Genomic DNA, 23,653 nt, shown 5'->3' with positions numbered 1-23,653 from the left:
AACGCTCACTTCCTCAATGCCGCGTAGAAACGATCGAACTGCTCGCCGACGCTCGCCTCGGCGAAGCGGGGGATCACCGTCGCCCGCACGGACTGCGCCGAGCGGTCCCGGAAGGTCTTGGCCACGTCCAGGATCGCCGCGGCGAACGCCTCGGGCGTCGCGCCGGGTGCCATGACGCCGTTGTCCTCGCCGATGTAGTCCAGGCACGGCAGTTGCGGCAGCACCACCGGACGGCCCACCGCGATGGCCTCGGCCGCGGCCACGAGGAACGTCTCGGCCTCGGTCGGCAGGAAGAACACGTTGGCCGCACGCACGTGGTCGGCGACCTCGGCGGCGGGCACCGAGCCGATCAGCGACACCCGGTCGGCCACGCCGAGTTCCTCGGCACGGGCGAGCACCTGCGCACGCATCGGGCCGTCGCCGACCCACGTCAGCGTCACGTCCTGGCCGCCGCGGACCAGTTCCGCCACCGTCTCCACGGCCAGCAGCGGCCGCTTGCGCTCGATCAGGAAACCGACCGCGACGAGCTTCAACGGCTCCCATGCGGGCTGCTCGGCGACCTCGAAGTAGTCGCCGATGACGTTCGGGATGACCGTGATGTCGTCGTCGCGGGTGTAGGCCTCGATGGCTTCGCGCAGCGCCGTGCTCACCGTGGACACCTTGCGCGGCAGCTTCAGCGACTTCTTCACCCGGAACGGCACGCCGGCGCCGCCGTCCTTGACGAACATGCTCCAGTGCTCGGTGTGCACCCACCGCTTGCCGATCAGCGGCGCCAGGGGCGCGAGCACGGTGAGCGCGTCGTAGGCCATGGTGTGCACGACGTCGGCGTCGCGGGCCAGTTTGCGCAGGTCGTTGAGGCCACGCGCGGTGGCGAACGGGTCGCGCGGGTTCACCGAGACGGTGGTCAGCGGCAGCCCGCTCGGGTCGGTGACGTCGGTGCGCGGCGCGACCACCCGCTGCAGGCGCACCACGTGCACGTCGTTGTTGCGCGCGATGGCTTTCGCGTGGGCGACGTTGAACGGCGCCATGCCGGGCTGCTCTTCGTTCGGCCACCAGGTGGTGGCGATCAGGACACGCATGCGCGCTCAACTCTCCAGGCGGCGGTAGAACAGGTCGAAGTCGTCGGCCACGGCGGAGGCGCCGAACCGCGGGATCACCGTGGCACGCAACGCTTCCGGGTCCGCGCCGGCGAACCGGGACGCCGCGTCGCGCACGGCGGCGGCAAGAGACGCCGGGTCGTCGGCGTCGGCGAGCACCCCGTTGGACGGCGTCACGTAGTCGGTGAACCCGCCGGTGCGCGGCAGCACCACCGGACGCCCGCACGCGATCGCCTCGGCGCCCGCGGCGAGGAACGTCTCGCCCGCGGTCGGCAGGAAGAACACGTTGGCCGCACGCACGTGGTCGGCGACCTTGTCCGGCGCGACCGAGCCGACCAGGTCGACGCGGTCGGCCAGGCCGAGTTCCGCGGCCCGGGAGTGCACGGCGGAGCGCAGCGGGCCATCGCCCACCCAGGTCAACCGCGCGTCGACCCCGTCGCCCACCAGCGAAGCCAGGGTTTCGACGGCCAGCACCGGTCGTTTGCCCGGCACGAGCCCGCCCACCGCGACCAACCGCAGCGGTGGCGTGGCGGGCTGGGGCGAGGCGGTGAACGACGCGTCCACCACGCACGGCACCACGGACACCCCGTGCCCGGTGAACCGCCGCACGACCCGCGCGAACGGCGTCGACACCGCGCTCACCGCCTTGGGCAGGCGCAGCAGGTGCCGTGCCACCGCAAGCCGTTGCCACGTGGGCGACACGCTCACCGGGTCCAGCACCCCGCTCCAGTGTTCGGAGTGGACCCACCGGCGCCGGATCACCGGCGCCAGCGGGGCCAGCACGCCGATCGTGCTGAACGCCATGCTGTGCACCACGTCGGCCTCGGCCGTCATGCGCCGCAGCACCCGGTACGCGCCGGGGCGCCGCGGGCTGATCGGGATCCTGGTCACGGGCAGCCCGGCCCAGTGCTCCTCCTGCGGCAACCCGCCGCCGCCCAGGCGCAGGTGCGCGATCCGGACGTCGTGGTGGCGGGCGATGGCCTTGGCGTGGGCGACGGCGAACGGGGCGCCGCCCGGCCAGTCCGCGCTCGGGAACCAGCTGGTGACGACCAGGACGCGCATGCGGGTCAGGCCTTGCCGATCACCCGGTAGGTCACGCCCGGCCACTGGTCGGCCGAGCTGACCCGGCGGCCGTCGATGAACGTGGTGACGCCGGGCAGGTCCTGCGGGCCGAGCTTCGCGTACTCGTCGTGGTTGGCCTGCACGACCGCGGCGTCGACCTTCTCGCCCAGGTGGTAGGGCTCGAAGCCGAGCTTCTGCAGCTCCTCGTCGGTGTACATCGGGTCGTGCACGACGGGGGTCGCGCCCTTGGCCTTGAGCGCCTCGACCGTGGCGAAGACGCCGGAGAACGCCGTCTCCTTCACGCCACCGCGGTAGGACGCGCCGAGCACGGCCACGCGGGCGCCGGTCAGGTCGCCGTGCGCGCCCTCCAGCAGGCCGATCGTGTAGTCGGGCATGCCGGCGTTGGCCTCGCGGGCCGCGCGCACGACGGTGGCCTCGGGGTCGTTCCACAGGTAGAGCCGCGGGTAGACCGGGATGCAGTGCCCGCCGACCGCGATGCCCGGCTGGTGGATGTGGCTGTACGGCTGGGAGTTCGAGGCCTCGATGACCTGGTAGACGTCGATGCCCGCGGTCGCGGCGAAGCGCGCGAACTGGTTGGCCAGGCCGATGTTGACGTCGCGGTAGGTGGTCTCGGCGAGCTTGGCCAGCTCGGAGGCCTCGGCCGAGCCCAGGTCCCACACGCCGTTGCCGCGGGCCAGGTCGGGCCGCTCGTCGAAGTCGAGGACGGCCTCGTAGAACTCGCGGGCCTTGGCGGCGCCGGCCTCGGACAGGCCGCCGATCAGCTTCGGGTACTTGCGCAGGTCGGCGAAGACCCGGCCGGTGAGCACGCGCTCGGGGGAGAAGACCAGGTGGAAGTCGGTGCCCTCGGTGAGACCGGAGCCCTTCTCGAGCATTGGCTTCCAGCGGGTGCGCGTGGTGCCGACGGGCAGGGTCGTCTCGTAGGAGACCAGCGTGCCCGGGGTGAGGTGCTTGGCCAGCTCTTCGGTGGCGGCGTCCATCCAGCCGAAGTCGGGGCGCGCCTCGGCGTCGACGAACAGCGGCACGACCAGCACGACGGCGTCCGCGCCGGGCACGGCCTCGGCGTAGTCGGTGGTCGCGCGCAGGTTGCCCGCGGGCACCAGCTCGGCGAGCTTGTCCTGCAGGTGCGCCTCACCGGGGAACGGTTCGACCCCCTTGTTGACCAGCGCGACGACCTCGGCGTTCACGTCGACACCGATGACCTCGTGGCCCTTCGCGGCGAACTGCACGGCGAGCGGAAGACCGATCTTCCCCAGGGCAATGACAGCGATCTTCACCGAGACACAATCCTCTTCCGGTAACACAAGGTGGTGGCATGGGATGGCTACAACACAGTAACGCCACCCGGTCAGGGGCTTGCCAGGGCCTCAGCAGCCCGCCGGACTCCTTGGCCGGAGCTCTCGCCGCGGCCCGGCAAGACCGGTCAGGAATGGAGAAGCATCCTGACCTGGGCCGACCTAACCTTCGGGGCATGGACATCACCATTCACGCCAGCTTCCTGCCCCACGACGAACCCGAAGCCGCGCTGGAGTTCTACCGCGACGTGCTCGGCTTCGAGGTCCGGGCCGACGTCGGCAAGGGCAAGATGCGCTGGATCACCGTCGGCCCGCCCGGCCAGCCGGCCACCTCGATCGTCCTGACCCCGGCGGGCGTCACCCCCGGCACCACCGAGGAGGAGCGCCGGGTCATCGCCGAGATGATGGCGAAGGGCACCTACGCCACCCTGCTGCTGGCCACCAAGGACCTCGACGGCACCTTCGAGAAGGTCCAGTCGAGCAAGGCGGAGATCATCCAGGAGCCGACCGACCAGCCGTACGGGGTCCGTGACTGCGCGTTGCGCGACCCTGCGGGCAACATGGTCCGGATCCAGGAAGTGCGCTGAGCCGCGAAGACCCGAGGTGGAGACCCCCGTGAACCAACATGAGGCTGATGTCCACGATCTGATCCGCGTGCACGGCGCGCGCGTGAACAACCTGAAGGACGTCAGCGTCGAACTGCCCAAGCGCAGGCTGACCGTGTTCACCGGGGTCTCCGGCTCCGGCAAGAGCTCGCTGGTGTTCTCGACGATCGCCGCGGAGTCGCAACGGCTGATCAACGAGACCTACAGCGCGTTCGTGCAGGGCTTCATGCCCACCCTCGCCCGCCCGGACGTCGACGTCCTGGAGGGGCTGACCACGGCGATCATCGTCGACCAGCAGCGGATGGGGGCCGACCCGCGCTCCACCGTGGGCACCGCGACCGACGCCAACGCCATGCTGCGCATCCTGTTCAGCCGGCTGGGCAAGCCGCACATCGGCTCGCCGCAGGCCTTCTCGTTCAACGTGCCGTCGATCTCCGGCGGCGGCGCGGTGCAGTTCGAGAAGGCGGGCCGGACGGTCAAGGAGCGCCGCACGTTCTCGATCCTCGGCGGCATGTGCCCGCGCTGCGAGGGCCGGGGCGCGGTCAACGACATCGACCTGACCCAGATCTACGACGAGGAATTGTCGCTGCGCGACGGCGCGTTGAAGATCCCCGGCTACAGCATGGACGGCTGGTACGGCCGAATCTTCACCGGGTCGGGCTTCTTCCCGATGGACAAGCCCATCAAGAAGTTCACCAAGCGGCAGCTCAACGACCTGCTGTACAAGGAACCGACCAAGATCAAGGTCGATGGCATCAACCTCACCTACGAGGGCGTCATCACCCGGCTGCGGAAGACGACGCTGGCCAAGGACGTCGACTCGCTGCAGTCGCACGTGCGGGCGTTCGTCGAGCGAGCGGTCACCTTCACCACCTGCCCCGAGTGCGAAGGCACCCGGCTGGCCCCGGAAGCGCGGTCGTCGAAGATCAAGGGCAAGAACATCGCCGACCTGTGCGCGATGCAGATCAGCGACCTGGCCGAGTGGGTGGGCAAGCTCACCGAGCCGTCGGTCGCGCCGCTGCTCAAGGCGTTGCGGCACACGCTGGACTCGTTCGTCGAGATCGGCCTGGGGTACCTCTCGCTGGACCGGCATTCCGGCACGCTGTCCGGCGGCGAGGCGCAGCGCACCAAGATGATCCGCCACCTCGGGTCGTCGCTCACCGACGTGACCTACGTGTTCGACGAGCCGACGATCGGCCTGCACCCGCACGACATCCAGCGGATGAACAACCTGCTGAAGCAGTTGCGCGACAAGGGGAACACGGTGCTCGTCGTCGAGCACAAGCCGGAGGCGATCGAGATCGCCGACCACGTGGTCGACCTCGGCCCCGGGGCCGGCAAGGGCGGCGGCGAGGTCGTCTTCGAGGGCACGGTCGAGGGCCTGCGGTCGTCGAACTCGTTGACCGGCAAGCACTTGGACGACCGCGCGTCGCTCAAGCCGTCGGTGCGCACCTCGTCCGGCGCGCTCGAGATCCGGGGCGCCGACACGCACAACCTGCGGAGCGTCGACGTGGACATCCCGCTCGGCGTCCTGGTCGTGGTGACCGGCGTCGCGGGGTCGGGCAAGAGCTCGCTGATCCACGGTTCGGTGTCCGGGCGCGAGGGCGTGATCGCCGTCGACCAGACGCCGATCCGCGGGTCGCGGCGCAGCAACCCGGCGACGTACACGGGGCTGCTGGAGCCGATCCGCAAGGCGTTCGCCAAGGAGAACGGCGTCAAGCCGGCGTTGTTCAGCGCGAACTCCGAGGGCGCGTGCCCGAACTGCAACGGCGCCGGGGTCATCTACCTGGACCTCGGGATCATGGCCGGCGTCGAGACGCAGTGCGAGGTGTGCGAGGGCAAGCGGTTCCAAGCGTCCGTGCTGGACTACAAGTTCGGCGGGCGCGACATCAGCGAGGTCCTGTCGATGCCGGTCGCCGAGGCGGAGGAGTTCTTCGCGTCGAAACTCCCGGCGGCGCACAAGATCCTGGCCAACCTCGCGGAGGTGGGTCTCGGCTACCTGGGCCTGGGGCAGCCGCTGACCACGTTGTCCGGCGGTGAGCGCCAGCGGCTGAAGCTGGCGACGCACATGGGCGAGAAGGGCGGCGTGTACGTCCTGGACGAGCCGACGACCGGGCTGCACCTGGCCGATGTGGAGCAGCTGCTCGGCCTGCTGGACCGGTTGGTGGACGCGGGCAAGTCGGTGATCGTGATCGAGCACCACCAGGCGGTCATGGCCCACGCCGACTGGATCATCGACCTGGGACCCGGTGCCGGCCACGACGGCGGGCGGGTCGTGTTCGAGGGGACACCGGCCGAACTGATCGCCGACCGGTCCACGCTGACCGGGCAGCACTTGGCCGAATACGTGCGCTGACGCAGCGCCGACCCAGGACGCTGGCCCGGTGTTGAGACGGTGCCGGGTCGGGCGGCGGCTTCGCGACCTCGAGCCGCCGCCCCCTGCGCCCCGCGACCCGCGCCAGAGGGGTCTCCGCTCGCGCGCGTAGACAGCCCCCGCCCTCCCGGGGGCACCCCTTGAGACCAGTCTATCGAGGTCAAAGGGGGTGTGGGGGCCGCCGAGCGGATCTGTGGACAACTACCTGCCTGTGGAAAACCGCAGCCGTGGGAACGGGAGACCGGATGATCGCGGAGCAGTACCGGCGGTTGCTGCGTGACCGGCCGACGCGCCGATTCCTTGCGGGACTGGGGGTTTCCTCGCTCGGCGACGGCATGAGCACGGTCGCCATCGCCTGGCTGGCCTTGCTCGCCGCCCCCGCGGGCCACACCGGCGACTACGTCGGTCTCGCCGTCGCCGCCTACACCTTGCCCGGAGTCCTCGGCGCGCTGGCGTTCGGGCGGTTCCTCCGCGACCGCCCGGCCCGCGCGCTGGTGCTCGGCCACTGCCTCCTGCGCGCCGGATGCCTTGGCACGATCGCCCTCCTCGGCGACGCGGTGAGCCCGGCCGGGTACGTCGCCTTGCTCGCCGGCTCGTCGTTGCTCACCGCCTGGGGCAACGCCGGGGAGTACACGATGCTCGCCGAACTCGGCGGCCCCGACGGCCGGCTGGCCACGAATTCCCTTGCTGGCGCCCAAGTCTCGCTCGCGGTGATCGTCGGGCCGTTGCTCGCGGGCGCCGTGGCGGGCTGGGTCGGACCGGTCTGGGTGATCGCCGCCGATGCGCTGTCGTTCACGGTGCTGGGCATCGTCGCCTGGCGGACGCACACCGGTGCCCAGGCGGAGCAACCCGTCGACCGCAAGGCAGCCGAGTCGGGGTTCAAGCTGTTGCGTCGCCGCGACCTGCTCAGCCTGACCGTGCTGACTTGGCTGTTCTTCTTCCTCTACGGCCCGGTCGAGGTCGCGCTCCCGGTCTACGTCGCGCACGACCTCGGCGGTGGCGCGCGGTTGCTCGGCGTCTACTGGACGGCGTTCGGCATCGGCGCGCTCGCGGCGACGCTCGCGACGGGTTTCCTGAAGGGGCGCGACATGCGCCGGATCACGCTGGTCATCGTGGCCGGCTGGGGCGCGTGCCTGCTGCCGTTCGGGTTCGCGCCGGTGACGGTGACGGTGATCTGTTTCGCCGTCGGCGGGCTGGTCTACGGACCGTTCGTGCCGTTGACATATGCGCTCTTCCAGTCGGCGACGTCGACCGCGAACCTGCCCGCCGTGCTCGCCGCGCGCAGTTCGCTGGTCATGCTGTCCAGCCCGCTCGGCGTCGCGCTCGGCGGGCCGGTGGTCGGCGCGCTCGGCGCGGGCCCGACCCTCTTCTGGTCCGGCGCGACGACGATCGCACTCGCCGTCGTGGGCGCGTTCGCGTGGACGCGGCAGACCCAGGTGGCGGCGCTCGCGCAGGGGTAGCGTGACGGCTCGTGCCGCCCGTCGTGCTCCCGCTGACCAGTTCCAGGACCAAGTTCGTCGCGGTGGCCGTGCTCTGCGTCGTGCTCGGCGCGCTGGCCGTCATCGGCGGGATCTTCGGCAAGGGCGCGAGCATGGTCGTGCCGCTGGTCGTGGGCACGCCGTTCCTGCTGCTCGGGATCGGCTTCTTCGTGGCCATGCCCAGGATCACGCGCCCACGCACCCTGGTCGTCGGCGCCGACGGGATCCAGTGCGTCGACCCGCGCGGGCTGTCGTGGGCGATCGGCTGGCGCGAGCTCGGCCGGTGCGTGCTCACCACCGCGTACCACCAGGGCGTCGGGCAGGTGTACCAACCGAAAACGTGGCGGGTACGACTGGAATGGCTGCCCGCCGATCCGGGATTTCCCTTGCGCCACCCCGAACTCGCGCCGTTCGCGGGGCGGTTCAGCAACTGGGCCGGCGGGTACGGCTTCCCGCTCGGCCCGCGCCTTGAGTTGGTCGGCCCGCTCGATCTGGCGCTGCGGCAGTTCGGTGGTCCTGTTTACGGCGGCGTGGTCGAGCTCGGCCGGCAGGTGGGGTTCGGATACGTGTGAGCCCTGGCCTCAGGGTTTGCGGCCGACGCCTGCCCAGATCACCGCGTGCGCGGGGGTCGCGAAGTCGATGTGCTTGGCCGTCGGGCCGGTTTCCTCCGGGTGCCACTCCGGGGTCCACGTCCAGCCGGGCTCGACGAGCTCGAAGTCGCCCAGCAGGGCCTGGACATCGGGGCGGCTGCGCCAGATGACGTCGCTGCTGCTCGACTCGTCGTACATCTTCTTCAGGTCGACCAGCTTGTCCTGCACCTCGTCCGGCACGCCGTCGTCGGTGATGTGGGACAGCGCGAGGTAGCTCCCGGACGGGAGCAGTTCGCGCAGGCGCGCGACCGCGGCCGGGCCGATCTCGGTGCCGTTCTCGTCGGGCTGGGCGACGTGCAGGACGGCGATCAGCAGCAACGCGATCGGCTCGTCCGGGTTGAGCACGTCGGTGGCCAGCGCCTCGCGCCAGAGCTCGTCGGGCTTGCGCAGGTCGGCCTCGATGACCTCGTGCCGCATCGGGTCGCCCTCTTTGTTGAGCAACTGCTCGGCGTGGGCCACCGCGATGGGCTCGTTGTCGACGTACACGACGCGTGCGTCGGGCTGGCGGCCTTCGTGCAGGGCGAGCTCGTCGGCGACCTGGTGCGTGTTGCCCGCGGTGGGCACGCCCGCGCCGATGTCCAGGAATTGGCGGATGCCCAGTTTCGTCAGGTGCCGCACCGCGCGGTTGAGGAACAACCGGTTGGAGACCGCGATGTCACGCAGCAGCGGGAACCGGCCGAGCACCCGATCGCCGAACTCGCGGTCGATCGCCCAGTTGGCGGTGCCGCCGAGGTAGTAGTCGTACACCCGCGCCACGCTGGGGCGCTTGAGATCCGCGCCGCGTGGGGGAACCGGGTCGGAGTCCGGGATCGTGGTCACGAAGAAGAGCCTCCCCGCTAGCGCTCACAAGATCATCACAATATTAGCCGACGGTCGCGAAAACCCGACACAACCGTTCGAGTGCCGTCGACGACCGATTCGGGACACCGCAACGATCACCGATGGCACTCGGTGATCAGGTCCCGGAGGAACTTCTTGCTGCCGTCCACGCTCAGTGCGGCATCGTAGACCATCTGCCAGAGGTCGAGGTGTTCGGTGACCACGTCTTTTCCGTCGTAGATGCGACCGGAGATCCCGTTTTCCAGGTAGACGAGATCCTTCTGGTCGCCGGTCAACCGCAGAATGGTGACATCGGTCGGCATGAACGGGATGGGCGCCTCGTACGTGCAAATCCGCAATTCGAGCCGTTCATGCCGCTCCATCAGGTTGAGCAGGTGTTCGGCCTGGTCGACGGTGATCTCCGAGCGCCCGCCGGGCATCCGGCGCAACGAGGACTCACCGAGCACGATCCGGTATTTGCGCAGCTCGTTGTCCTGGCTGAGCAGTGATTCGCGCTCTTCGCGGGTCTCCATCAACAGGGTTTCGTCGGTCGGGTCGTTGGCCGCCCGGTACTGGCAGAGCATGTAGTAGTCGGATTGCAGCAGCGACGGGATTCGTTCGCTGTGCAGCACGAGGATTTCCGACGCTTCCGATTCCGCGGAGACCATCTTGAGGTACAGCGGGTTCGGCCGTGCGCCGGCGTTCGGGCCGGGGCGGGTGAGGGCGAGCAGCCGTCCGGCCTCGGCCACCTGGTCGTTTGTGGCTTCGTAGATCGCCAGCAGCTTGCTGACGTCCGACGCCTTGACCACGGTTTGCACGGTTTCGATCTTGTTGATCTTCGGCTGGCGGCACCCGAGTTCGGCAGCCGCCTCGGCTTGCGTGAACTTCTTTTTCTTGCGCAAGTCGGCCAACAGTTCGGCCAACTTCACCTGAGCAGCGAAAGCCGGGTCGACCACCGATCTCCCACTTTCACTCGATCGGACTAGTGTTCGCCCGGAAGACCGACGGTTCCGCTGCCAAATTTCCCCGTTGACCACCCGTGCGTGTGGTCAGTGCCCCCGCGACAAGTGGTAGCGAGGGCGCTGACGAACACGCGAGTTTACCGGATCGCAACCGTGAGGAAGGCGCGCCAGCTCGACTGGTCAAAAGCCAGCTGGGGGCCTTCGCCCGCCTTCGAGTCGCGCACCCGGACCGATTCGGGGCTCAACCGCAGTTCAACGCAGTTGTTGTTGGGTGAGCAACGGCTCGAGCGCACCCAAACTTCGTTGCCGTTCGTGCCACTGGTCATGGTGGGTCCCGCCTTCCAGGCAATCGGCCGGATTAATCGCCGCGCAGGAATATTCCACGCGACTCGATCATCATGGCGTGCGCCGCGTGCCATGGCCACGAAGTCAGTTGTTCGGGCTAAGCGTCCCGACGGACCGTGAACGACCGAGGCTCGGCGTCGGTGATCAACCCCCGATCGAGTGAAAGCAATGCCCGGATCAGACGGTCCACAAAGGACGGAACAAATCAGACGAAGGGGAGAATGCGTTTCGTGGTCACCAGACGTGGGGGATGAGCCGAGCGCGGTTCGCGGCGAATTGCCGGTAGCGCTCGCCCAGTGCGGCGTAGAGGGCTTGCTCCTCGAGGCGGAGGCGGTGGACCAGGGCGATCAGCAGCACGACGACCGCGCCCGCCGCGCTGACCCAGTTGCCCACGACCAGCCCGCCGCCGACGAAGACGAGCAGTAGCCCGGTGTAGCTCGGGTGGCGCAGGACGCGGTAAGGACCACGGGTCACGACGGCCTGGTCCTCGCTTGTGCGCACCGTGACGGTGAAGTACTTCCCAAGGCTGACGAAGGACCACCAGCGCAGCAGCAGGCCGAGCCACCCGATCACCATTCCGAGCACGAACAGCCACGCGCCTGCGCCGAGGCCGGCCGCCGGGACGACGGCTCGACCGAGCGGCCACAGCAGCACCGCCCCGAAGAACGCCGCCCGGAACACGACCTCCGCGCGCACATCGGCGACCTTCGCGCCGCGACGCACGTGGAACGCCTGCACCAGTTCGCCGGTCGCGAAGGCGCCGACGCTGATGGCAACGACGACAGAGGCCACATGCGACAGTTCCACGAACGGCGAGCCGGAGCAACGGGCAGGCCCGATGACGGTGCGGCCCCTGGAACTTGGTCGAACCGAGCCACCTCGTACGGGCAGCGAATACCGTTTAGGGGCGGGAGATCCACAGTTTCGACGCGGCGGGGACGAAGCCCGCGCGCCGGTAGAGGTTTTCCTCTTCCGGCGCGGCTTCCAGCCAGACCAGGCGAAGGCCCTGGGCGTGGGCGGTGGTGGCCAGGTGCAGGCTGAGGGCGGTGGCGATCCCTCGACAGCGGAACGCTTCCAGAACGCCGACAGCGGCCAGTTCGCCGATGCCGTCGATTGGCACGTCGAGCAGGCCCGAGCCGACGGCGGAACCGGTCACGGTCTGTGTGGCCAGGCCGACGAAACCGCCACGGTCGACGCACGAGCGTAGGCGGCCCACGTCGCTCGGGGTCGGCGGGTTGGACGCCTTGTAGGCCTCGTTCTGGACGGTGGCGGCGGCCAGGAACTCGGCGTCGCTGGTCACCGTGCGCACGGTCGTACCGGTGGGGCACTCGGGCGCCGGGAGCGAGCCGGGCCAGGACACCATGACCGGCGGGCGCCCTTCGACGGTGAAGCCCGCCGTGGTGAGGGCTGTTTCGACTGCTGGTGCCGCCATCGGCACGTACTCCAGGCGGGGCACCAAGCCCCGCGCCTCGAACAGCGCGATCAGGGCCGCGACGTCGGCCGGGGTGGGCTGGGCGCCGTCGTCGGGGACGGCGTAGTTGCGCCACGGGTTGGTGCTGGCGGGATCGAACGCCGCCACGAAGGGACCGACCCGCTCGTGGTCGCGGCGGGTGAGCGAGGCACGGACGTGGTGGGCGACCAGGCCGGGGACGTCTTCCAAACTGGGAACGGGCATAGCGAAACACCTTCGCGTCGATCATGGGACAGGGAAAGGGCACCACTGACCGGCCCACGGGGGCCTGGTGCGGCGACAGCTCGCCGACTCCGGGGAGGCCTCAGCCCTTTCGGAAGGTGTTTCGTGCTGGTGGCAAACCATGATCGGGAGATTGCGCCAGAACGGCAACCGAATAACAGCAAAGGAGATCCAAGACAGCCTGGACGATGCGCCTAGTGACCCGCACCGATCCCGATCCCGGGCACGGGAGCACGGGAGGCGCGGGGTGGGGGTCCGGGGGCGAAGCCCGCCGGCCGGGGGCCTGGGGGCTTGGCCCCCAGATAAACACATGCACGCGATCCAGGCACGGGATGCACGGGAACCCGCGCACACAGGTGGGGGTCCGGGGCGAAGCCCGCCGGCCGGGGGTTTGGGGGCTTGGCCCCCAGATAACAACATGCACGCGATCCAGGTCCGCGCATTCCGCGGACAGGGATCGCCCAATCGCGTGCCCCCGGCAGGATTCGAACCTGCGACACCCGCTTTAGGAGAGCGGTGCTCTATCCCCTGAGCTACGAGGGCCGACGGGGTGAGCCTACCGGAGGGAGGTCATCCGTCGAAGTCGGATACCAGGCGCTTGGGGGCGCGCAGGCGCCACGAGTCGGTGAGCAGTTCGGTCAGTTCGGCCACGTCGATGGCCTCGAAGCGGACGAGCACCAGCGGGTACCCGTCGTAGTGGGGGGTGGTGAAGAACTTGTGCGGCTCGGCGTCGACCAGGCCGCGCTTCTCGCCCTCGTCCGCGCAGAAGAGGACCAGCACATCCCCTTCCTCACGGATGCGGGCGAACAGTCTGTCCTTCACCCGGAATCCGGGCGTTCCGTACGACGACTTCTCCGTGGTCTCCGGTAACGACAGCGCGATGCGACGCACGTCGTGCTCGTCGACCACGGACTGCCTCCTCATAGCTGCGGCAACCATAACCAACGAGCCTCCCCGTCCTGGGCTACGCGGGGAAGACGAAGCGGTACCCCAGATCGTTGAACCAAGGCATCAACTGGTCCAGGGCCGCCAAGGTCTGTGAACGGTCGCCGCCCGCGTCATGCATCAGGACGACGCCGTCCTCCCCGACTTGCTGCTGTACGCGTTCGACAATTACCCGCACGCCCGGCTTTGTCCAGTCCTCCGGGTCGGCTTTCCACGCGAGCGGCTGCATCCCGTTGTCGGCGGCGATCTGTTGCATGGATGGGTGCGCGCCCTTCGGCGAGAACGCGCCTTCCGGCGCCCGGTAGTACCTGACCTGGGCATTCGGCACCGCGTCCAGGATGGCCTGCTTGGCGCCGACGATCTCCGCGCGCATGGCCGCGGCCGATTTGTACCTCAGGTTCTGGTCGTGGGTCATGGTGTGGTCGCACAGCTGGTGGCCCTCGGCGACGATGCGACGCACGAGGTCGGGGTAGCGCCTGGCGTTGGTGCCGACGAGGCAGAACGTGGCCTTGACGTGGTGTTCGCCGAGGAAGTCGAGCACCTTCGGCGTCCATATGGGGTCCGGGCCGTCGTCGAAGGTGAGGGCGACGCGCCTGCCGGGACCGTCCTGCGCGGAGCCGACGATGACGTCCGGGTCCGGCGCCGGGGTGTCCAGGCGGGGAGCGTTGTCGCTGGTGTGGGCGGCGGGCGTCGCCGCGACCACGTCGCTCTTCGGGTGGCTGAACCCGACGGCGAACAAGGTCAGCAGCGCGGCGATGGTCACCGCCACCGAGATGATGGGGGTGAGACTTGTCGACCGCATCGCAACCGCTCCTTCTCGACACCGGATCCTTCACCCGGGTCGATGCGGGCAGTGCGGAAGAAGTTGGCCTTGATCGTTCAGCGGGCGCGGGCGCGCAGGAAGACCTGGGGTTCCACGCGCCCCGGCTCGGCCTGGACCTCGTGCTCGCGCACGTCGAGCACCTCGAACCCGGCGTCCTCGACCAGCTGGCGCAGGTCGGCGGGCGGGTACGCGGTGACGTGGGTCGGCACGCCGAGGAACGAGATCGGGAACATGTCGAAGTCGCTGACCACCATGCCGATGCTCAGCAGCTTCGGCCCGCGCAGCAGCTCGCGGCAGCGCCGCAACAGGGGCGGGATGTCGCGGCGCCGGAGCATCAGCAGGGCGAAGAAGGCGGCCACGGCGTCGAACTGGCCCAGCGTTTCGGGCAGCTCGCGGATGTCGCCGTGCACGTAGTCACCGCCGGGGGCCTGCCGGGCGGCCAGCTCGAGCATCTTCGCGGACTCGTCGATGCCGGTGACCGCCAGGCCCGCTTCGAGCAGTTGCTTCGCGGTCGGCAAGCCGCTGCCGCAGCCGAGGTCGAGCACCCGGCCGCCGGCCGGCACGTTCTCGATCAGCCACGCGCCCTCTGCGAGCTGCGCGTCGCGTTCCACGAACGACTCGTCGTAGCGCTCACCGATCAGGTCGAACGCCGGCACGGTGTCCTCGGGCTCCTCGGAAGTCACGAGCGCCAGCATGCCGGACGAGGGATGCCGTCACCACCGCCAGCCGACGGCATCCCTCGACCACTCTCAGTGACCGAATACTTCGAACTCGTACAACGAGTATCCGTAGTTCGTGCCGCGCTGCACCCCGGTCATCCGGACGTACCGCGCGTTGGCCGGGGCGAAGGCCACGTTGTCTACGCCGCCGTTGCCGGCCGACTCGCGGTAGACCGTCTGCCACGCGGTGCCGTCGGCGGACACGTCGATCGTGTACGCCCGTCCGTAGGCCGACTCCCAGTACAGCCGCACCCGCGCCACCGGCTGGACCGAGCCGAGGTCCACGGTGATCGACTGGTGGTCGCTCCAATCGCTGGCCCACCGCGACGACGGGTTGGTGTCCACCGCGTTCGACGCCGGCGCGGACGGCAGGAACCGCTGCGCGCTGGTCGCGGTGACGCTGCGGTTCGCCGCCAGGTTCGTGATCGAGTCCCCGCGCTTGGCCGGGTACTCGACGACCTGCTGGAACGTGGGCCGGTTCTGCCAGCCGATCTTGTCCTGGGTGATGCCGCCGAGCGCGGTGTGCACGATCGTGTCCGCGCACCACTGGTCGCCCGCGTCGCAGTCGCCGTCACCCGGGTAGGTGGTCGTCCTGGGTTGGGCGGCGGCCTGCTTGAGCGTGCCGAGCAGGATCTGCTTGCACTGGGCGAGGTCGCCACCGCCGCAGAACTTGGCGCCGAGCGGGCCCTGCACCGGGTCGCCGAGGACCGTGCGCAGGTCCTTGGACACGTAGCCGTACCAGCCGGACTGGAACGCCGAGCCCTGGTGCGGGTGCCCGGACTGGGTGCCGGGCGTCTCGTCGATGCGCAGCACGCCGGTCATGGCGTTGTAGGCGTTGTCGCCCAGGCCGGGCTGGAACTCCGCCTTCACCAGCAGCGGCCACCAGGCGTCCATCAGGGCCACCGCGTCGGCGTCGGCGTAGGTCTTGCTGCCCGCGGCGGTCACCGCGCGTTTGCCGCCGTGCTGCAGCCACGCCTTGAGCGACGCGATCGCACCGGAGGTGTCGGCGTCACCGTCGCCGAGCACCCGCAGCAGGTACGGCAGCACCCGCTCGGCCCGCAGGTCGGTCAGTCCCGCGTCCTCCATGGCCTGCACCAGGTTCACCCGGGTCACCTTGGTGCCGCTGGCGATCATGTTCTTGACCCGGGTGTCGAGCAGGTCACCGCGGTGCACGGCCTGGCGTTCGTAGCCGCCGGCCGCGAAGTCGTGGGCCTGCTGGTTGTTCCAGTTGGTGTAGTAGTCCTGGTTGGTCGAGTTCGGGTGCTGCTCGTACGGGGTGTAGTCGGCCTTGTTGGTGGCCGGGTCCCAGCCCTGCCAGTCGAACCCGGCGTCGCCCTTGATCGGCATGCTCGGGTCGACGTTCGGGTTGCGCACCGGGTTCGCGCCCGAGTTGAAGTACGCGATGTCCCGGCTGTCGGCGTAGAACCAGTTGAACGTGTACGTCACGTGCGACGCCGCCCGCTGGAAGTCCGCCGCCGAGTGGATGGCGTCGGGGTCGTTGAACTCCTGGAACCCGATCACCGTGTCCAGTTCGTGGCCGAACGTCGAGCGCAGCTGCGCGTAGGCGACGGGCTTGCCGCCGATCGTCGCGCGGGAGACCACCGGGCCGTACTTCGTCCGGTAGGAGCGCAACGTGTAGGAGCCGGCGGGGACCGTGCTGCCCAGCGAGGACTTCCATGCGTCCTTGCGCTCCACGGTCTGCATCGGGGTGCACTGTCCATTGGAGACGTAGGAGTTGGAGTCTTTCGTGGCCGGCGAGCCGTCGGGGTTGCACAGGTCGACCGCGTAGGTGTCGGTGATGTCCTGGCTCGCGCTGGTGGCGCTCCACGAGTAGTCCTGGCCGCGGCCGAGCAGCACGTAGAAGCTGATGCCCGCGAACGAGGCGCCGCGCGCGCTGATGCCGGGGCCCTGCAGTTCCTCCAGCATCAGCAGCTGCGGGGCGAAGTAGCCGGTTTGCGGGCCGAACACCGCGACCGGGTGGCCGCTCGCGGTGTGGGCGCCGGAGACGAGCAGCGCGTTGGACATGCCGTGCTTGTCCTTGAGCATGTTCCCGGGCAGCACGCCGTCGTTGAACATGCCCTTGGCGATGGTGGTGTCGGTCTTGCTCGCGCCCTTCTTCGTGGTCGCGGCCGTGGTGTCACCGGTCTTGCGCTGGGCCGCCGACGCCTGCTTCGCGGCCGTCGCACTGTCCACAGCGGACCCGGTGCGGTCGAAGACCAGCTGCTGCGGGGTCACCGACCCCGGGTCGGGCATGGCCTGGCCCTGCGGGTTGGCGGGCGTCTTGCCGTACGGGAAGCTCTGCCCGTCGTGCAGGGTGTAGGTGGCCTCGGGGTCGTCCTCGCCGCGCATGCTCTTCCACACGGCTTCGCCCTGCACCGGGCCGTACTTCTCCAGGATGGCGAGCTTCGCGATCGCGGCCTGCACCTCGCCGCCGCCCCCGCCGCCGAACTGCGAGCCGACCACGGACGCGATCACCGCGAGGTCGGTCAGCTTGAACGGGTCGATGTGACCGGCGTTGGTGATCGGGTCGATGATGCCCAGCAGGTCGTACTCGCCGGGGAAGTAGCGTCCGTTGTACGACTCGGTGATGTACTGGTTGATGCCGTTGATGTAGTCCTGCGCGTCCTGCATCGCCTGCGCGCCACGGGGACCGGCCGCGGCCGCCTCGTTGATCTGGTTCTGCAGTTCGTCCTCTGTGTACGGTGCGCCCGCGAAGAAGCCCTGCTCGAGTTCCTGGTTCGCGGCGGCGCCGCCGGCCAGCGGGGTCAGCTGGCCGCGCCCGACCCGGCGCAGCACGTCCATCAGGAAGAGGCGGTCCTGCGCGGCGGCGTACCCGGCGCCGAACTCGGTGCCCGAGCGCGTGGTGCCGTAGACGTGCGGCACGCCGGTCGCCTTGTCCCGGACGATCGTCACGTCCGAGCGCGGGTGGTCAGTGCGCTCCACCTGGTCGGCGGGCACGCCGAAGGACGAGTCGTTGAAGAACTTGGTGATCGTGTCGGTGGTCAGCGTCTGGTAGCCGGTGGCCAGCGCGTCGTACTTGCCGATCTGGTCGTCGGCGTGCTTGGGCCGGGTGCCGAGCGCCTTGTGCGCGAGGATGTCGGTGAGCGTCGCGTTGCCGTTCTCACCGGGTGGAACGACGTCGGCGCACTGTCCGAGGCAGAAATCATCTGCCGCTGTTACGGCCGCATTCGGTGCTGACGCAGCCGCTGAAACGGACAGACCGACCGCTAGTGCGCTGCCTGTCGCGGCCACTATTGCCGCGGTGATCAGCTTGCGGGCATGTCCAGGCATGCCGACTCCTCTCCCGACGTGACGCAGGGCACGTTAGCCCTGTTCACAGCGAACGCGAAAGAGGTTCGTGTTTGCATTGCCCGAAAGGGAGTAGTGGTGCCGTCACCGTCTGGCCGCTGACTTCGAACTCGTCGGTAACTATCACGAACAGGTATCGATGTCACGCACGGCTACGAGGTAGGCTCTCGCTGTGCTGCTAGTCACTCGATCCAGTTGAGCCAGCTCACGGATGGGTGAAGCACCGGGTGCACGCTCCGGCGTCATAAAAGGACAGTCGGGATGTCACTCACAGGTGAGACAAGGTCGGGGCGCATAACGCCGGGATCGGGGAGGCGTTGGTGATCAAGGTAATGCTGGCGGACGATGAGGATCTCGTCCGCTCGGGACTTCGCACGATTCTCTCCAGTGCGGGCGACATAGAAGTGGTCGCTGAGTGTGACGACGGGCTGTTCGTGGCCGACGTCGCACGCCAGCACCGCCCACACGTCGTGCTGCTGGACATCAGGATGCGGTCGGCCGACGGGCTGATCGCCTTGCGCAGGCTGAAGAGCCTGCCCGAACCGCCGCAGGTCGCGATGCTCACCACGTTCGACGTGGACGAGTACGTGACCGAGGCACTGCGCATCGGGGCGAGCGGGTTCCTGCTCAAGGACACCGAACCGCAGCAGCTCATCAATGCCGTGCGCGACCTCGCGCGGGGCGGCGCCGTCCTCGACCCGGGGGTGGCGGCGCGGCTGCTCACCACGGTCGCCGACGGCGAGCGGGCCGCCGAGCCCGCGCGCCGGCTGCTCGCGTCCCTTTCCGATCGCGAGCGCGAGGTCGTCGGGTTGATCGGCCAGGGCCTGTCGAACGCGGAGATCGGCGGGGCGCTGCACCTGTCCGAGGCCACGGTCAAGGGTTACGTGTCCGCCGTGCTGGGCAAGATCGGCGCGGTGAACCGGGTGCAGGCGGCTTTGGTCGCCTACCGCGGCGGACTGATCGCTTGAGCGTTGGTTGACTCAGTTCACAGGCATCTCGCTTGTGAACTGAGTCAACACGCCTTTTGCAGGTGAACTCGGCTCACCGGCGATATGGCAGAAAAGGCTCTGGTCGCCTAACGCGGCGGCTTGATCGCGTAGTTACACCGCAGGGGCGGTCGGTTCGCCGGAGTGGACCTCCACCCGGTTCCGGCCGCCCCGTTTCGCGGTGTAGAGCGCCACGTCGGCCGCGGCGAAGAGCCGGTCGAGCTCACCTTGGCCCACCGCGACGCCGATGCTCACCGTCGGGCGCACGGCCGTTCCGAGCAGGCTCGTCCAGTCGTGCCGGTCGACCGCGTGCCGGATGCGTTCGGCGATCTCCGCCGACGTGCTCGGCTCGTCGGCGCCCGCGAGCAGCACAACGAACTCGTCCCCGGCCCAGCGGGCGACCAGGTCACCGGCCCGGCACTGGCTGCGCAGCACCTGCGCGATCTCGCGCAGGGTCGCGTCACCGGCGGCGTGCCCGGCCGCGTCGTTGACGCCTTTGAACCAGTCGACGTCGATCAGCACCAGCGCGTGGTTGCCGCGCGCGAGTCGTTGCGGCGCAACGCGTTCGAGGCCGAGCCGGTTGGTCAGGCCGGTCAGCGGGTCGCGTGCGGCGGCCTGTTGCGCGGCCGTCGCCGCCCGCTGCGCGCGGATCGCGAGGCGCCGCTGCTCCAGCGCCTGGCCGATGCCTTCCTGCATGGTCTGCATGGCCACCGCCCGCGCGGCGATCTCCTTGCGCAGCGCGCTCGCCTCGCCCGCGGCGTCGCCGCGCTGGGCGCACAGGGCGGCCAGGTCGGCGGAAAACCGTTGCTGCAGCGAGACGTCGTTGATTTCCTCGGCGAACTGCACGGACTTGCGCGCGTGGTCGACCGCCACGTCGAACCGGCCTTCGCGGCGGCCCACGTGGCCCAGCACCCAGTGCCCGACGGCCTCGCCCCACCGGTGGCCCTCGGCGCACGAACGGTTCAGCACGGCCGTCGCGTTCTCGCGGGCCTCGGCGAGCTGACCGAGCCCGCACAACGCCGCGCCGTACGCGCCGAGCAGCGCGATGCCCACCGAGTCCTCGGTGACGTCCAGGGTCAGGCCCTCGGCGAGCAGGCCGCGCGACTCGAGGAACAACGGCTCGTCGGCGGGCGGGCCGAGGTCGTACGCGCGGAAGTTGAGCGTGCCGCCGAGGCGCTGCAGGCACCAGCCGAGCGCGTTCGCGTCGTCCGCGGCCCGCGCGGTCGCGACGGAAAGCCGCAGCACGTCCAGGGCCGCCCGGCGGTGACCGATGCCCTCGAACATGTAGCCCAGCAAGGAGAGGCTGCGTGCGGCGGCCGGGCCGCTCGGCGTCTCGACCTCGAGGTCGATCCAGGCCTCCGCGGTCAGTTCGAGCGAGAGCGGGATGCGCCGCAGCCGCCAGGCGAGCACGGCGCGGTCGGCGAAGACGGCGGAGCGCTCCCAGCGGTCGAGCTCGGGCGGGGGCTTGGCGAGCACCTGGTCGAACAGCGCGTTGGCCTCGGTCAACCGGCCCGCGGTCAGCAGCGAGCGAACCTCGCGGTCCAACCGGAGGCTTTCGTCGGCGGCAATCGGGACGTTGCGCGTCAAAGCCCGGTCGGCTCCAGGTCGGTGCTCACCGCGCCAGGTTACCCGCGTCACCCCTGGTCGTACGGTCAGGTTCGGCTGCGTCCGTTCGGGTGAATCAGATCTTCAGCCCGGTAGTTGCACGGTCCCGTCGGGGGAGTCACGCCACTGCTCGAACGGCCGGTCCAGCCGCCACTTGCGCCCGGCGAAGGTCAGCACCCGCAGGTCCACGTGGTCCGGGTTGGACAGTGACTCGAACAGGTCGATGCTCCACGAGAACATGCGACGGCACAGCAGGCGCATCGTCAGCCCGTGCGACACCACGAGCGCGGTGTTCGGGTGCGTCGGGTCGGCCTCGACGCGGTGCTCGAGTTCGTTGAGGAAGCTCGCCACGCGGTCGTCGACGTCCGCGCCCGACTCCCCGTAGGGCAGCCGGTAGTAGAAGTGGCCGAACTCGTGCCGCTTGCGTTTCTGGATCTCCTGGTCGACGGGGTCCTGCAGGTTGCCCCAATCCTGTTCGCGCAGACGGGGTTCGGGCACGACCCGTTCGACCACGTCGCCGAGTTCGAGCAGTTCGAAGGTGCGCTGGGTGCGCACGTACGGGCTCACGTAGACCGCGACGGGGTGATCACCGATCATCTCCCGCACCGCGGGCGCGGCCGTGCGGGCCTGGTGCTCGCCGGTCTCGGTCAGCGGCAGCGAGTGGTCCGGAACCCGGCAGTACGCCAGTTCGTCGACGTTGCCCAGGCTCTCGGCATGCCGTAGCAGGATGATCCGCATGCCACATATGGTGCCGTGGCAGATCACCACGCGCGGCGAGGAGTCACGAACATGTCCGTTCCCCAGTACCCGGCTCCCCAGTACGCGGCGGTCGTCGGCGGCGGCACGATGGGCGCGGGCATCGCGCACGTGCTGCTCGCGGCGGGCGCCTCGGTGACCATCGCCGAGGGCGATGACGCACTGGTCGAAGCGGCCCGCGACCGGGTCGGCGCTTCGCTGCGCAAGGCCGAGGACCGCGGCAAGCTGCCGGACGGCGTCACGGCGGCGGCTCTGGTGGATCGGCTGTCGTTCTGCACGGACCTCTCTTCCTTGCACGCGGACACCGAGCTGCTCGTCGAGGCGGTGCCCGAGCGGCTGGAGCTCAAGCGGCAGGTGTTCGCCGCGGCCGCGACCGCCTGCCCGGCCGCGGTGCTGGCGTCCAACACGTCGTCGCTCTCGATCGGTGCCATCGCCGAGGGCCTGCCCGGCGAGCGCGTCATCGGCATGCACTTCTTCAACCCGGTGCCCGTGCAGAAGCTGGTCGAGCTGGTGCTGCACGACGGCGTGTCGCCCGAGGTCGTCGCCAAGGCCCGCGGGTGGGCCGAAGCGCTGGGCAAGACCGTGATCGAGGTGCGCGACGCGCCCGGGTTCGCGACGTCGCGGCTCGGGATCGCGGTCGGCATGGAGGCGATCCGGATGGTCGAGGAAGGCGTCGCGTCGGCCGAGGACATCGACACGGGCATGATGCTGGGCTACGGCTGGCCGATGGGCCCGCTGCGCCTGACCGACCAGGTCGGCCTCGACGTGCGCTTGTCGATCGCCGAGCACCTCGCCGCCGAGCTCGGTCCGCGCTTCACGCCGCCAAACCTGTTGCGTGAGAAGGTCGAACGCGGTGAACTCGGGCGCAAGACCGGCCGCGGGTTCTACGACTGGGAGTGAAGCGTGCGAGCGAACCACCGAGCGAGGGGCGGGCGGAGCTGATGGACGTCCGTCCTTATCGCGTCGAGGAGGACGGCGAGGCCACCTACCGGCTGCGCCGCCTCGCGTTCGGCGGACCACGCACGCCGGACCCGGAATGGTTGCGCGCCAACGACTCCTGGATCGGGCTGGTCGCCGGGGAGCGCGGGTCCCACGCGGGATTCCTGCGGATCTGGCGCTACGGCCAGTTCTACGGCGGGCGTTCGGTGCCGATGGGCGGGATCGCCAGCGTGGCCGTGGACCCGAGCATGCGCGGCCGCGGCGTGGCCGGTGCTCTGCTGGTCGCCTGCCTTGAGCGGATGCGTGCGGAAGGCCTTGTGCTGTCGGCGTTGTACCCGGCCGCGGTGCCGCTCTACCGGCGGTACGGGTGGGAGCAGGCCGGTGTGTTCCAGAGCGTCGACCTGGCCACCACGACGCTCCCGCGCCACCGCGGCGGCACGATCCGGGCTGGGGTCAAGGAAGACGCGGGCGCGATCCTGGCCGCGTACACCCGCGTCGCGTCCCAAGTGGATGGTGCGCTGGACCGCGGCAGCCCGGCCTTCGACCCGGCCGCGGTGCTCGACGAGGACATCGTCACGGTCGTGCCCGGCGCCGACGGGGTCACCGGCTACCTGGTCGCGCAGCGCGCCGCCGAGCGCCTGGTCGTCGAGGACCTCGTCGCCGACGACGTGCCGAGCGCCATGGCGTTGCTCGACGCGGTGGCGAGCTGGGCGGGCCAGTTGGATTCGGTGCGGCTGCGGGTGCTGGACCCCGTGGTGCACGCGACGTTGCTGGCGCTGCCGTATCACCTGCACGTGAGCACGCAGCCGTGGATGGTGCGCGTGGTCGACCTGGTGCCCGCGGTCGCGGCGCGCGGCTGGCCGGCCGCGGCGGCGTTGCGCCCACTGGCGGTGGACGTCGAGGTGACCGACGAGCACGCGCCGTGGCAGCAGGGGCGGTACCGGATCGTGTGCGAGGACGGGCAGGTGCGTGCCGAGCCGGGCGGGTCCGGCGCGGTGCGGCTGACGGTGCGCGGGCTGAGCGCCTGGTACGCGGGCGCCGCCACGGCGGCCACCCTGCGCCGGGCGGGTCTGCTCGACGGCGACCTCGGCGACGCGGCCGCGCTGGACGCCCTCACCGGCGCACCCCGCCTGTCGATCATGGCCGACGCGTTCTAGCTTCCGGCGGGCCCCG

21 protein-coding genes and 1 tRNA gene are annotated in these 23,653 nt (G+C 69.9%); 7 read left to right on the top strand and 15 right to left on the bottom strand.

Annotated elements, in window-relative coordinates; translation table 11 throughout:
- Positions 1-5: 5 nt before the first annotated feature.
- From EV186_RS01570 to EV186_RS01560, 3 genes are read right to left on the bottom strand one after another with little or no spacing between them, the layout of a single operon-like run.
- Positions 6-1,079 carry a glycosyltransferase gene (locus tag EV186_RS01570; RefSeq protein WP_133847287.1) on the bottom strand — a complete coding sequence of 358 codons (1,074 nt, stop codon included), beginning with the start codon at positions 1,077-1,079 and terminating at the stop codon, positions 6-8.
- 6 nt (positions 1,080-1,085) lie between these two features.
- Complete coding sequence (locus tag EV186_RS01565) at positions 1,086-2,159, bottom strand: glycosyltransferase family 4 protein (RefSeq protein WP_133847286.1); 1,074 nt, start codon at positions 2,157-2,159, stop codon at positions 1,086-1,088.
- 5 nt (positions 2,160-2,164) lie between these two features.
- Entirely contained in the window at positions 2,165-3,454 is a 1,290-nt protein-coding gene (locus EV186_RS01560; protein ID WP_133847285.1) for a nucleotide sugar dehydrogenase, read from the bottom strand.
- 194 nt (positions 3,455-3,648) lie between these two features.
- Between EV186_RS01560 and EV186_RS01555 the strand changes: the two genes are divergently transcribed.
- The 4 genes from EV186_RS01555 (at position 3,649) to EV186_RS01540 (ending at position 8,501) form a co-directional block, all read left to right on the top strand.
- Positions 3,649-4,059: a VOC family protein gene (locus EV186_RS01555; RefSeq protein WP_133847284.1), complete on the top strand. Its 411-nt coding sequence runs from the start codon at positions 3,649-3,651 to the stop codon at positions 4,057-4,059.
- Positions 4,060-4,087: 28 nt separating this feature from the next.
- Complete coding sequence (locus tag EV186_RS01550; RefSeq protein WP_243753769.1) at positions 4,088-6,433, top strand: ATP-binding cassette domain-containing protein; 2,346 nt, start codon at positions 4,088-4,090, stop codon at positions 6,431-6,433.
- 263 nt (positions 6,434-6,696) lie between these two features.
- On the top strand, positions 6,697-7,911 hold the full coding sequence (locus tag EV186_RS01545; protein WP_133847282.1) for an MFS transporter: 1,215 nt from the start codon (positions 6,697-6,699) through the stop codon (positions 7,909-7,911).
- Between the two features lie 11 nt (positions 7,912-7,922).
- Complete coding sequence (locus EV186_RS01540; protein ID WP_133847281.1) at positions 7,923-8,501, top strand: hypothetical protein; 579 nt, start codon at positions 7,923-7,925, stop codon at positions 8,499-8,501.
- A 9-nt stretch (positions 8,502-8,510) separates the two neighbouring features.
- Here EV186_RS01540 and EV186_RS01535 read toward each other — a convergent pair whose 3' ends face one another.
- The 10 genes from EV186_RS01535 to EV186_RS01490 form a co-directional block, all read right to left on the bottom strand.
- Positions 8,511-9,389 carry an SAM-dependent methyltransferase gene (locus EV186_RS01535; protein WP_208115521.1) on the bottom strand — a complete coding sequence of 293 codons (879 nt, stop codon included), beginning with the start codon at positions 9,387-9,389 and terminating at the stop codon, positions 8,511-8,513.
- 125 nt (positions 9,390-9,514) lie between these two features.
- Positions 9,515-10,327 (bottom strand): helix-turn-helix domain-containing protein, encoded by an 813-nt coding sequence (locus EV186_RS01530; protein ID WP_166658983.1) that lies wholly within the window; start codon positions 10,325-10,327, stop codon positions 9,515-9,517.
- Between the two features lie 170 nt (positions 10,328-10,497).
- Positions 10,498-10,686, bottom strand: a complete 189-nt coding sequence (locus EV186_RS01525; protein ID WP_133847278.1) for a DUF397 domain-containing protein — start codon at positions 10,684-10,686, stop codon at positions 10,498-10,500.
- Positions 10,687-10,939: 253 nt separating this feature from the next.
- Positions 10,940-11,497 carry a methyltransferase family protein gene (locus EV186_RS01520; RefSeq protein WP_208115446.1) on the bottom strand — a complete coding sequence of 186 codons (558 nt, stop codon included), beginning with the start codon at positions 11,495-11,497 and terminating at the stop codon, positions 10,940-10,942.
- A 109-nt stretch (positions 11,498-11,606) separates the two neighbouring features.
- Positions 11,607-12,380, bottom strand: coding sequence for a GNAT family N-acetyltransferase (locus EV186_RS01515; protein WP_133847276.1), 774 nt, complete (start codon positions 12,378-12,380; stop codon positions 11,607-11,609).
- 488 nt (positions 12,381-12,868) lie between these two features.
- A tRNA-Arg gene (locus EV186_RS01510) sits at positions 12,869-12,941 on the bottom strand.
- A 27-nt stretch (positions 12,942-12,968) separates the two neighbouring features.
- Positions 12,969-13,307, bottom strand: coding sequence for an MmcQ/YjbR family DNA-binding protein (locus EV186_RS01505; protein WP_133847275.1), 339 nt, complete (start codon positions 13,305-13,307; stop codon positions 12,969-12,971).
- A 55-nt stretch (positions 13,308-13,362) separates the two neighbouring features.
- Positions 13,363-14,145: a polysaccharide deacetylase family protein gene (locus EV186_RS01500; RefSeq protein WP_133847274.1), complete on the bottom strand. Its 783-nt coding sequence runs from the start codon at positions 14,143-14,145 to the stop codon at positions 13,363-13,365.
- 77 nt (positions 14,146-14,222) lie between these two features.
- The gene (locus EV186_RS01495; RefSeq protein WP_243753768.1) at positions 14,223-14,849 is read right to left on the bottom strand and encodes a class I SAM-dependent methyltransferase; all 627 of its coding nucleotides are present in this window, start codon (positions 14,847-14,849) and stop codon (positions 14,223-14,225) included.
- A gap of 66 nt (positions 14,850-14,915) precedes the next feature.
- Positions 14,916-18,176 carry a penicillin acylase family protein gene (locus EV186_RS01490; RefSeq protein ID WP_133847272.1) on the bottom strand — a complete coding sequence of 1,087 codons (3,261 nt, stop codon included), beginning with the start codon at positions 18,174-18,176 and terminating at the stop codon, positions 14,916-14,918.
- A gap of 338 nt (positions 18,177-18,514) precedes the next feature.
- Here EV186_RS01490 and EV186_RS01485 point away from each other — a divergent pair, with 338 nt between their 5' ends.
- On the top strand, positions 18,515-19,162 hold the full coding sequence (locus EV186_RS01485) for a response regulator (RefSeq protein WP_133847271.1): 648 nt from the start codon (positions 18,515-18,517) through the stop codon (positions 19,160-19,162).
- Between the two features lie 132 nt (positions 19,163-19,294).
- Here EV186_RS01485 and EV186_RS01480 read toward each other — a convergent pair whose 3' ends face one another.
- Together EV186_RS01480 and EV186_RS01475 are read right to left on the bottom strand one after the other, a co-directional pair.
- Positions 19,295-20,767 carry a GGDEF domain-containing protein gene (locus EV186_RS01480; RefSeq protein WP_133847270.1) on the bottom strand — a complete coding sequence of 491 codons (1,473 nt, stop codon included), beginning with the start codon at positions 20,765-20,767 and terminating at the stop codon, positions 19,295-19,297.
- 102 nt (positions 20,768-20,869) lie between these two features.
- On the bottom strand, positions 20,870-21,523 hold the full coding sequence (locus EV186_RS01475; protein WP_133847269.1) for a histidine phosphatase family protein: 654 nt from the start codon (positions 21,521-21,523) through the stop codon (positions 20,870-20,872).
- Positions 21,524-21,574: 51 nt separating this feature from the next.
- Between EV186_RS01475 and EV186_RS01470 the strand changes: the two genes are divergently transcribed.
- Both EV186_RS01470 and EV186_RS01465 read left to right on the top strand, forming a co-directional pair.
- Positions 21,575-22,441: a 3-hydroxyacyl-CoA dehydrogenase family protein gene (locus EV186_RS01470; RefSeq protein WP_133847268.1), complete on the top strand. Its 867-nt coding sequence runs from the start codon at positions 21,575-21,577 to the stop codon at positions 22,439-22,441.
- The gene (locus tag EV186_RS01465; protein ID WP_243753767.1) at positions 22,438-23,637 is read left to right on the top strand and encodes a GNAT family N-acetyltransferase; all 1,200 of its coding nucleotides are present in this window, start codon (positions 22,438-22,440) and stop codon (positions 23,635-23,637) included. Before EV186_RS01470 ends, EV186_RS01465 begins: the two co-directional genes overlap by 4 nt.
- Positions 23,638-23,653: the final 16 nt, after the last annotated feature.

The organism is Labedaea rhizosphaerae, from assembly GCF_004362825.1.
In the GTDB taxonomy this organism is placed as follows: Bacteria; Actinomycetota; Actinomycetes; order Mycobacteriales; family Pseudonocardiaceae; genus Labedaea; species Labedaea rhizosphaerae.
The sequence above is the reverse complement of the archived record's forward strand: the minus strand, read 5'-3'. Positions and strand labels throughout refer to the sequence as shown.

Excerpts from the sequence above, each read along its gene's own strand:
- EV186_RS01500 (WP_133847274.1), bottom strand. The coding sequence starts at position 14,145 with ATGCGGTCGACAAGTCTCACCCCCATCATCTCGGTGGCGGTGACCATC.
- EV186_RS01555 (WP_133847284.1), top strand. The coding sequence starts at position 3,649 with ATGGACATCACCATTCACGCCAGCTTCCTGCCCCACGACGAACCCGAA.
- EV186_RS01470 (WP_133847268.1), top strand. The coding sequence starts at position 21,575 with ATGTCCGTTCCCCAGTACCCGGCTCCCCAGTACGCGGCGGTCGTCGGC.
- EV186_RS01565 (WP_133847286.1), bottom strand. The coding sequence starts at position 2,159 with ATGCGCGTCCTGGTCGTCACCAGCTGGTTCCCGAGCGCGGACTGGCCG.
- EV186_RS01475 (WP_133847269.1), bottom strand. The coding sequence starts at position 21,523 with ATGCGGATCATCCTGCTACGGCATGCCGAGAGCCTGGGCAACGTCGAC.
- EV186_RS01490 (WP_133847272.1), bottom strand. The coding sequence starts at position 18,176 with ATGCCTGGACATGCCCGCAAGCTGATCACCGCGGCAATAGTGGCCGCG.
- EV186_RS01525 (WP_133847278.1), bottom strand. The coding sequence starts at position 10,686 with ATGACCAGTGGCACGAACGGCAACGAAGTTTGGGTGCGCTCGAGCCGT.
- EV186_RS01570 (WP_133847287.1), bottom strand. The coding sequence starts at position 1,079 with ATGCGTGTCCTGATCGCCACCACCTGGTGGCCGAACGAAGAGCAGCCC.
- EV186_RS01545 (WP_133847282.1), top strand. The coding sequence starts at position 6,697 with ATGATCGCGGAGCAGTACCGGCGGTTGCTGCGTGACCGGCCGACGCGC.
- EV186_RS01515 (WP_133847276.1), bottom strand. The coding sequence starts at position 12,380 with ATGCCCGTTCCCAGTTTGGAAGACGTCCCCGGCCTGGTCGCCCACCAC.